The organism is Saccharopolyspora sp. (genome assembly GCF_017434145.1).
GTDB lineage: Bacteria > Actinomycetota > Actinomycetes > Mycobacteriales > Pseudonocardiaceae > Saccharopolyspora_C > Saccharopolyspora_C galaxeae.
In genome coordinates this window covers 1-5308 of sequence record NZ_JAFRFW010000792.1, presented here as the reverse complement: position 1 = coordinate 5308, position 5308 = coordinate 1, and the positions used below count along the sequence as shown (strand labels likewise).

Below are 5308 nucleotides of genomic sequence, written 5' to 3'. Positions count from 1 at the left end.
GTGATCGGCGCGGCGCCCTGCGTCGTCCCGTCCTCGACCGCCGGCTACCTGGTGGACGAGGCGGAGATCGTGTTCTGGGGGTACTGCCCTGAGTGTCAGTCCTCGGCAATCGTGCCGGAGGATCTGAGCCACCACCACGAGGAGGAGCAATCGTGAGTTCGGCACGAGTCACGACGACCAATGCCGGTATTCCGGTGGCCAGCGACGACCACTCGCTGACCGCTGGCCCGAACGGTCCGATCCTGCTGCAGGACCACTACCTGATCGAGAAGAACGCCCAGTTCAACCGCGAGCGCGTGCCCGAGCGGGTCGTGCACGCCAAGGGTGGTGGCGCGTTCGGTTTCTTCGAGACCACCGAGGACGTCAGCCAGTACACCAAGGCGGCACTGTTCCAGCCGGGTGTCAAGACCGAAACGCTGGTCCGGTTCTCCTCGGTCGCAGGTGAGCTCGGCTCCCCGGACACCTGGCGCGACCCGCGCGGTACCGCGATCAAGTTCTACACCACCGAGGGCAACTACGACCTGGTCGGCAACAACACCCCGATCTTCTTCATCCGGGACGCCATCAAGTTCCCCGACTTCATCCGGTCCCAGAAGCGCCGCGCGGACAACCACCTGCGCGACCACGACATGCAGTGGGACTTCTGGACCAACTGCCCCGAGTCGGCGCACCAGGTGACCTGGCTGATGGGTGACCGCGGGCTGCCCAAGACCTGGCGGCACATGAACCTCTACGGTTCGCACACCTACCTGTGGCAGAACGCGGGCGGCGAGAAGTTCTGGGTCAAGTACCACTTCAAGACCGACCAGGGCCACGACTTCCTGCCGCAGGCCGAGGCCGACCGGCTCGCCGGTGCCGACGGGGACCACCACATCCGCGACCTGTGGACCTCGATCAAGGGCGGCGAGTACCCGAGCTGGACGCTGTACGTGCAGGTCATGCCCTACACCGACGCGGCGGACTACCGGTTCAACCCGTTCGACCTGACCAAGATCTGGCCGCACGGCGACTACCCGCTGATCAAGGTCGGCCGGTTCGTGCTGAACAGGAACCCGGAGAACTACTTCGCCCAGATCGAGCAGGCCGCGTTCGAGCCGTCGAACCTGGTTCCGGGCATCGGCACCTCGCCGGACAAGATGCTGCAGGGCCGGTTGTTCGCCTACCCGGACGCGCACCGGTACCGGATCGGCGCCAACTACATGGACCTGCCGGTCAACCGCCCGGTCTCGGAGGTCAACAGCTACTCCAAGGACGGCCAGATGCGCTACAGCTTCGGCCACGGCGACCCGGTGTACGCGCCGAACTCCTACGGCGGTCCGCACGCCGACAGCGCGCGCTCCGGTGAGGACGAGGCTCCGGCGAACCTGGAGCAGGAGGTCCTGCGGTCGGCCTACGCGCTGCACTCCGAGGACGACGACTTCGGGCAGCCGGGCGCGATGGTGCGCAACGTGTTCAGCGACGAGGAGCGGGCGCGGTTCATCGACAACGTCGCCGGGCACATCAACGGCGGCGTGACCAAGCCGATCCAGGACAAGGCGCTGAACTACTGGCGCAGCGTCGACAAGGCGACCGGCGACAAGATCGCCGAGAAGGTGCAGGGCGCCTGATCGGTTCGCGGCAACGGCGCCGGCCCCCCGGCGCCGGTTGACGCACCGGCGCGGGCTCCGGCGGAGCCGCCGCGCCGTCCGCTGACTGCGGAATCCCACCACGGACGCCAGGTCCGGGACGAGTTCCCGGGCCTGGCGTCTTTCTTTCGCGGATCGGGTCGAGGAATCGATGCGCGGGCGGTGCCGCGCTACCGCATCCGCGCGGCGATGATGCGTTCGCAGCTGCGCAGCACGACCCGGACGGCTTCCCGGTGCGCGCGGTCGTGCATCGGGTTCACCAGCTGGTCCCGCCACCGCGCCAGCGCCGAACTCGCCTCCTCCGCGAGGATCGACTCCAGCGTGTCGGATTCCTGGCCCAGGCGGGACGGGGCGTCCTGGCCCTGCCCGCCGAGCAGCCGCCGCGCCTCGTTCTGCAGCGGGCGGGGGAAGCTGAGCTGGCCCGACTGCAGCGCCGAGAGCAGCCGCAGCTCCTCCCACTCCGGCGCGTTCGCCAGCAGGCGCTCGAACTCGCCGAGCAGCTGCTGCACGCCCGGGCGCGGGTTGGCCCGCAGCGCCATGTCCACCGCCAGCAGCGCCGACCGCGCCCGCAGCGCCTCCTGGCGCTCGATGAACTGCTGGTACACCGCTTCCTGCAGATCGTTGAGCCTGCTGGCCTCCAGCAGCTGCGCGGAGAGCTTCTTCGGTTCGGAAACCCCTTCGCCGAGGGCGGTGAGCGCTTGCGCGACGCCGTACCGGCCGAACTTCTCCAGCAGTCCTTGCCGCACGCTGGTGGGCACCGACTCCGGGGTGCTGTTGTTGGCGAACCGGTCGGCCGACAGCAGCAGTGCTTCCAGCGAGCTCTCCGGAAGCTGCCGCAGCGCCACCAACGAGGCGAAGTCCTCGTCGGTGAGCGTCGCCGCCGCCTGCCCGAGCAGCCCGACCACGGGGATCACGTACTGCGCGAACGCGCGCACCGTCGGATCGTCGCGATAGCGCAGCGAGATCCGCTCCGCGGCCTGCAAGGCGCCGCTGCCGCCGTTGCCGGTCTCGTCCGCGCGGGAGAACGCGACGATCGTGTTGATCGGAGCCCGCCGCGCCAGCTGCAGCTCGTGCACCGACTGCAGGAACTGCACGTCGGTCTGCTGCGGATAGCGCGTCAGGTACAGCACCGCGTCGGCCTCGGACAGGATCTGCGCCAGCGCCGAGCGCCCGGTCTCCTGCACCGCCGACGACGAGACCCCAGGGGTCTCGATCAGCGAGATCGCCTGCAGGCCGGGCACCGGTGCCTCGATCACCAGCCGCGCCACCTCGTCCGGCCGCCACCGCTGCAGGTCCCGGATCGTGCTCGGATCCAGCGTCGTGACGGGCACGTTCTGCACCGTGCCGTGCGGGGTGTGCACGGTGATCTTCGGCTCCGGCCCGTACCGGTACAGCGTGCTGACCTGGGTGCTCTCCTCTGCGTCGGAGGGCGCGAGCCGCTGCCCGACCAGTGCGTTGATCAGCGTGGACTTGCCGGACTTGACCCTGCCGCTGACCGCGATCCGCAGCGGCTGGTCGAGCCGCTCCAACCGGCCGCGCAGCCAGCTCGCGGTGCGCGGGTCGTCCCGGTAGAACGTCATCGCCCGGATCAGCAGCGACCGCGAACGCTCCAGCAGCGGGTCTTCGGGGGGAGCGGTCATGCCGCGGTGATGCGGTTCGTGGTCAGCATCCCGGCCCGCCTGCGCAGCTGCGCCAGCTCCTCCAGCTTGCGGCGGATCTCGCGGGCGCGGTCCTCGCGGTCCACCGCGCTGCGCTCCGCGCTGCGCTTGATGTCCTGGATGGCGGTGCTGATCTCCAACTGCGCTTCCTCGGTGAGCTGCGTGAAATGCGTGTGCAACGTGCGGTGGATGCGCCGGATCGCGTCCTTGGCCTCCTTGTTGACCTGGAAGGCCACCTGCTCGACGTAGCGCTGCGCCGAGGTCTTCGCCTCGGCCTGGCGGCGCCGCTTGCGCACGTCCTTCTCCTCGCTGAGGCTGCGGGTGCCCAGCAGCATGCCCGCCGTGATGGTCACGACGTTCAGCAGCCCCAGCCCCAACATGTTGGTGACCAGGCCGAACATCAGCACGCCCCCGTAGGACCCGCGCAACCCGGTCAGCACCTGGTCCAGCCGCCGGTACTCCCCGTTCTTCGGGTACTTCAGCTCGGCCACCTCGGCGAACGGCTCGGGCTTGGGCAGTTTCTCGATGCGGGGCCGGGCACCCGGGTGTTCCCGCAGGAACTGGTCGGCGACCTCGTCGCTGAGCCGTTCGAGGCGGCTGTCGAGCCAGCCGAAGGTTTCCTCGATGGCCTCGGCGAGCGCGTTTTCGAGCCATTCCACGAAGTCGTCCCAGACCAGCACCGGGTCGGCCTCGTCCATGGTCTCGTTGAGCTGGGTGGTGATCGCCCAGGCGCGTTCGCGGAAGTCGAACTCGATGTCGGCGAACAGTTCACCGATGCCGTCGTTGAGCGTCTTCTGCCAGTGCCCGGTGGACCGCCGCAGGTCCTCGGAACGGCGCTGCGCGGTCTCCAGCTCGACCAGCGTCTCGGCGGCGGTTCGCGGGCTCTGCGCGGACAGTTCGGCCTTGAGCGTCTCGGTGAGCTCGTCCACGGCGTCGGCGACGTTCTGCGCGACCAGTCGCCGGGTCAGCTGGTCGTGCTTGCCCAGCGCTTCGGAGCGCAGGTGCTCGACCAGCTGCGGGAAGCCGGACTCGTTGTTCAGGTTGCCGTCGCGGGCGTGCATGGCCTGCAGCCGGATCGTGGACGAGACCGGGAAGACCTTGGCGCTGATCCCGGCCCCGGCGAGGTGGCGCTGGTTGACCTCGACGACCTTCCGCCAGTGCGGGCTCAGGTCGGTCTTGGGCTGCACCACCGCGACGTTCGGGCACAGCTTGGTGACCTTCTTCAGGAAGCTGATCTCGTTGTGCGTGAGTTCCTGGGTGGCGTCGGAGACCATCAGCAGCGCGTCCGCCTCGGCCACCACGGCCAGCGTGCGCGCGGTCAGCGTGGTCGAGGTGGTGCCGACGCCGGGGGTGTCCATCAGCGTCAGCCCGTCCTTGAGCACCGCGCGCGGGAGGCCGACCTCGCCGCGGGAGACCGGTCGGCCGTCGCCGATGGCCTGCTCGATGCGTTCCCGGACCTGTTCGACCGGGACCGGAACGCGGTCCAGCGCCGCGGGGCCCTGCGCCGGTTCTTGTTCGATGACCAGCGCGTTGGGTTGTTCGGAATGCCGCACCAGGGTGGGCACGACGGTGGTGGCGTCCTCGCCCGCGTCGCAGACGGCGGCGTTGACCAGAGCGTTGACGAGTTCGCTTTTGCCCTGTTTCGGCTCGCCGACGATCAGCACCAGCTGCGCCGGATCGAGCGCGCGCGTGCGGATTTGCCGCAGCCGGCTGTGCAGGTCGGGGCGCTGCTGCTCGGCGCATTCGGCAGTCGCGCGATCGATCAGTTCCACCATTGCCGTCTCGATCACGGCGTTGATTGTGAACCGTTCTCACTCGGAAGAGAAACCCGAGCGGGTGACTCGTAGCTCGAATGTGGTGTGGTAGCACGAAGGCCGGATTCGTGCAAAGCGCACGAATCCGGCCATCGTGATCAGAATGCTGACGCCTCGATCAGCCCTTGCCGGGCTGGATCAGAGCAGGCCGTCCAGCGGCAGCGAGTCGGTCGCGCCGCCCGCGACGTCGCCCACGGCGTCTCCGGCGCCG

3 protein-coding genes are annotated in these 5308 nt (G+C 69.1%); 1 reads left to right on the top strand and 2 read right to left on the bottom strand.

The window, feature by feature from the left end:
- The first annotated feature begins 152 nt into the window (after positions 1 to 152).
- The gene (locus IJH84_RS21465; protein WP_295148206.1) at positions 153 to 1607 is read left to right on the top strand and encodes a catalase; all 1455 of its coding nucleotides are present in this window, start codon (positions 153 to 155) and stop codon (positions 1605 to 1607) included.
- A 188-nt stretch (positions 1608 to 1795) separates the two neighbouring features.
- Here the strand turns inward: IJH84_RS21465 and IJH84_RS21460 are convergent, their stop codons facing one another.
- Entirely contained in the window at positions 1796 to 3265 is a 1470-nt protein-coding gene (locus IJH84_RS21460) for a dynamin family protein (RefSeq protein ID WP_200068218.1), read from the bottom strand.
- Positions 3262 to 5073, bottom strand: a complete 1812-nt coding sequence (locus tag IJH84_RS21455) for a dynamin family protein (protein ID WP_295148202.1) — start codon at positions 5071 to 5073, stop codon at positions 3262 to 3264. Before IJH84_RS21455 ends, IJH84_RS21460 begins: the two co-directional genes overlap by 4 nt.
- Positions 5074 to 5308 lie beyond the last annotated feature (235 nt).

What these genes read in the sequence shown, in the direction of transcription:
- IJH84_RS21460 (WP_200068218.1), bottom strand. Translation starts at nt 3,265, where the DNA reads ATGACCGCTCCCCCCGAAGACCCGCTGCTGGAGCGTTCGCGGTCGCTG.